We start from the raw sequence: 3,818 nt of genomic DNA on the forward strand, positions 1-3,818 counted from the left end.
AATCAATTCAGAAATGAAGCTGGCGACGGCGGAGTTCGCAAACAACGCCAGCAGTTCCGAAGCGCTGACGCGGAAACAAGAAGTCTTGCAAAAGCAGCTTGCAGAACAGGCAAAGAAAGCGGAAGCGGCAGAAGCAGCTGCAGCTGAAGCAAGAAAGAAAGCGGCAACTGAAGCTGCTGAAAAAGCCAAAGCAGAAGCTGAGAAGAAAGCGGCTGCTGAAAAGGCTGCAGCTGATAAGAAAGCGGCAGCAGAGAAAGCTGCAGCCGACAAAAAAGCAGCAGAAAAAGCGGCTGCTGAAAAGGCAGCAGCTGATAAGAAAGCAGCGGCAGAAAAAGCCGCCGCAGACAAAAAAGCGGCAGCGGCAAAAGCTGCAGCTGAAAAAGCCGCTGCAGCAAAAGCGGCCGCAGAGGCAGATGATATTTTCGGTGAGCTAAGCTCTGGTAAGAATGCACCGAAAACGGGGGGAGGGGCGAAAGGGAACAATGCTTCGCCTGCCGGGAGTGGTAATACTAAAAACAATGGCGCATCAGGGGCCGATATCAATAACTATGCCGGGCAGATTAAATCTGCTATCGAAAGTAAGTTCTATGACGCATCGTCCTATGCAGGCAAAACCTGTACGCTGCGCATAAAACTGGCACCCGATGGTATGTTACTGGATATCAAACCTGAAGGTGGCGATCCCGCACTTTGTCAGGCTGCGTTGGCAGCAGCTAAACTTGCGAAGATCCCGAAACCACCAAGCCAGGCAGTATATGAAGTGTTCAAAAACGCGCCATTGGACTTCAAACCGTAATCGCGATGTTGACTGTTCGGACGGTCAACATCAGGCACCGGTTGCCACGGGGTTCTGGTAGTTTTGTGTATTTTAGTTTGTTAACATTCTGCTAAATTATCGTGGGCCATCGGTCCAGATAAGGGAGATATGATGAAGCAGGCATTACGAGTAGCATTTGGTTTTCTCATACTGTGGGCATCAGTTCTGCATGCTGAAGTCCGCATTGTGATCGACAGCGGTGTAGATTCCGGTCGTCCTATTGGTGTTGTTCCTTTCCAGTGGGCGGGGCCTGGTGCGGCACCTGAAGATATTGGCGGCATCGTTGCTGCTGACTTGCGTAACAGCGGTAAATTTAATCCGTTAGATCGCGCTCGTCTGCCACAGCAGCCGGGTAGTGCGCAGGAAGTACAACCAGCTGCATGGTCCGCACTGGGCATTGACGCTGTAGTTGTCGGTCAGGTCACTCCGAATCCGGATGGTTCTTACAATGTTGCTTATCAACTTGTTGACACTGGCGGCGCACCGGGTACTGTACTTGCTCAGAACTCGTACAAAGTGAACAAGCAGTGGCTGCGTTATGCTGGTCATACCGCCAGTGATGAAGTGTTTGAAAAACTGACCGGCATTAAAGGTGCGTTCCGTACCCGTATTGCCTACGTTGTTCAGACCAACGGCGGTCAGTTCCCGTATGAACTGCGCGTATCTGACTATGACGGTTACAACCAGTTTGTCGTTCACCGTTCACCGCAGCCGCTGATGTCTCCGGCGTGGTCACCAGACGGTTCTAAACTGGCTTATGTGACCTTCGAAAGCGGTCGTTCCGCGCTGGTTATTCAGACGCTGGCAAATGGCGCTGTACGTCAGGTGGCTTCATTCCCGCGTCACAACGGTGCACCTGCATTCTCGCCAGACGGCAGCAAACTGGCATTCGCCTTGTCGAAAACCGGTAGTCTGAACCTGTACGTAATGGATTTGGCTTCTGGTCAGATCCGCCAGGTGACTGATGGTCGCAGTAACAATACCGAACCGACCTGGTTCCCGGATAGCCAGAACCTGGCATTTACTTCTGACCAGGCCGGTCGTCCGCAGGTTTATAAAGTGAATATCAACGGCGGTGCGCCACAACGTATTACCTGGGAAGGTTCGCAGAACCAGGATGCGGATGTCAGCAGCGACGGTAAATTTATGGTAATGGTCAGCTCCAATGGTGGGCAGCAGCACATTGCCAAACAAGATCTGGCAACGGGAGGCGTACAAGTTCTGTCGTCCACGTTCCTGGATGAAACGCCAAGTCTGGCACCTAACGGCACTATGGTAATCTACAGCTCTTCTCAGGGGATGGGATCCGTGCTGAATTTGGTTTCTACAGATGGGCGTTTCAAAGCGCGTCTTCCGGCAACTGATGGACAGGTCAAATTCCCTGCCTGGTCGCCGTATCTGTGATAATAATTAATTGAATAGTAAAGGAATCATTGAAATGCAACTGAACAAAGTGCTGAAAGGGCTGATGATTGCTCTGCCTGTTATGGCAATTGCGGCATGTTCTTCCAACAAGAACGCCAGCAATGACGGCAGCGAAGGCATGCTGGGTGCCGGCACTGGTATGGATGCGAACGGCGGCAACGGCAACATGTCTTCCGAAGAGCAGGCTCGTCTGCAAATGCAACAGCTGCAGCAGAACAACATCGTTTACTTCGATCTGGACAAGTACGATATCCGTTCTGACTTCGCTCAAATGCTGGATGCACATGCAAACTTCCTGCGTAGCAACCCGTCTTACAAAGTCACCGTAGAAGGTCACGCGGACGAACGTGGTACTCCGGAATACAACATCTCCCTGGGTGAACGTCGTGCGAACGCCGTTAAGATGTACCTGCAGGGTAAAGGCGTTTCTGCAGACCAGATCTCCATCGTTTCTTACGGTAAAGAAAAACCTGCAGTACTGGGTCATGACGAAGCGGCATACTCCAAAAACCGTCGTGCGGTACTGGTTTACTAAGAGAATTGCATGAGCAGTAACTTCAGACATCAACTATTGAGTCTGTCGTTACTGGTTGGTATAGCGGCCCCCTGGGCCGCTTTTGCTCAGGCACCAATCAGTAGTGTCGGCTCAGGCTCGGTCGAAGACCGCGTCACTCAACTTGAGCGTATTTCTAATGCTCACAGCCAGCTTTTAACCCAACTCCAGCAACAACTTTCTGATAATCAATCCGATATTGATTCCCTGCGTGGTCAGATTCAGGAAAATCAGTATCAACTGAATCAGGTCGTGGAGCGGCAAAAGCAGATCCTGTTGCAGATCGACAGCCTCAGCAGCGGTGGTGCAGCGGCGCAATCAACCAGCAGCGATCAAAGCGGTGCGGCGGCATCAACGACGCCGACAGCTGATGCTGGTACTGCGAATGCTGGCGCGCCGGTGAAAAGCGGCGATGCAAACACGGATTACAATGCAGCTATTGCGCTGGTGCAGGATAAATCCCGCCAGGATGACGCAATGGTGGCATTTCAGAATTTCATCAAAAATTACCCTGATTCAACTTACCTGCCAAACGCCAATTATTGGCTGGGTCAGTTAAACTACAACAAGGGTAAAAAAGATGATGCGGCGTACTATTTTGCTTCGGTAGTGAAAAACTATCCGAAGTCACCAAAGGCTGCTGATGCGATGTTTAAAGTCGGCGTCATCATGCAGGACAAAGGTGACACCGCAAAAGCGAAAGCCGTATACCAGCAGGTTATCAGTAAATACCCTGGTACTGATGGCGCTAAACAGGCACAAAAACGTCTGAACGCGATGTAATGCATAACACACGACCAGAAGTCGCATTATTTCTGGTCGTGTCGTGCGAATCATAAGCAGTTGAGTGATCTGCATCGAAATTTTTGTTGCGCTCAAGTCTGAAATCAGTAATATATGCCGCCGTTGCCACGGGATATCAAACAAACCGAAAGCAACGAAAAAGTGGGTCGTTAGCTCAGTTGGTAGAGCAGTTGACTTTTAATCAATTGGTCGCAGGTTCGAATCCTGCACGACCCACCA

4 protein-coding genes and 1 tRNA gene are annotated in these 3,818 nt (G+C 50.7%); all 5 read left to right on the forward strand.

Going from position 1 to position 3,818, the window contains the following annotated elements; all coding sequences use genetic code 11:
* Positions 1-796: cell envelope integrity protein TolA (gene tolA / locus QZF50_RS22940; RefSeq protein ID WP_290389013.1), on the forward strand; the 796-nt coding region annotated here is incomplete at its 5' end.
* A 132-nt stretch (positions 797-928) separates the two neighbouring features.
* On the forward strand, positions 929-2,221 hold the full coding sequence (tolB, locus tag QZF50_RS22945; RefSeq protein ID WP_001295307.1) for a Tol-Pal system beta propeller repeat protein TolB: 1,293 nt from the start codon (positions 929-931) through the stop codon (positions 2,219-2,221).
* A gap of 34 nt (positions 2,222-2,255) precedes the next feature.
* Entirely contained in the window at positions 2,256-2,777 is a 522-nt protein-coding gene (pal, locus tag QZF50_RS22950) for a peptidoglycan-associated lipoprotein Pal (RefSeq protein WP_001295306.1), read from the forward strand.
* Positions 2,778-2,786: 9 nt separating this feature from the next.
* Entirely contained in the window at positions 2,787-3,578 is a 792-nt protein-coding gene (gene cpoB / locus QZF50_RS22955) for a cell division protein CpoB (RefSeq protein ID WP_000097580.1), read from the forward strand.
* Positions 3,579-3,742: 164 nt separating this feature from the next.
* Positions 3,743-3,818, forward strand: a tRNA-Lys gene (locus QZF50_RS22960).

Source organism: uncultured Escherichia sp. (assembly GCF_948475835.1).
In the GTDB taxonomy this organism is placed as follows: Bacteria; Pseudomonadota; Gammaproteobacteria; order Enterobacterales; family Enterobacteriaceae; genus ECMA0423.

Excerpts from the sequence above, each read along its gene's own strand:
- tolB (WP_001295307.1), top strand. The coding sequence starts at position 929 with ATGAAGCAGGCATTACGAGTAGCATTTGGTTTTCTCATACTGTGGGCA.
- pal (WP_001295306.1), top strand. The coding sequence starts at position 2,256 with ATGCAACTGAACAAAGTGCTGAAAGGGCTGATGATTGCTCTGCCTGTT.
- cpoB (WP_000097580.1), top strand. The coding sequence starts at position 2,787 with ATGAGCAGTAACTTCAGACATCAACTATTGAGTCTGTCGTTACTGGTT.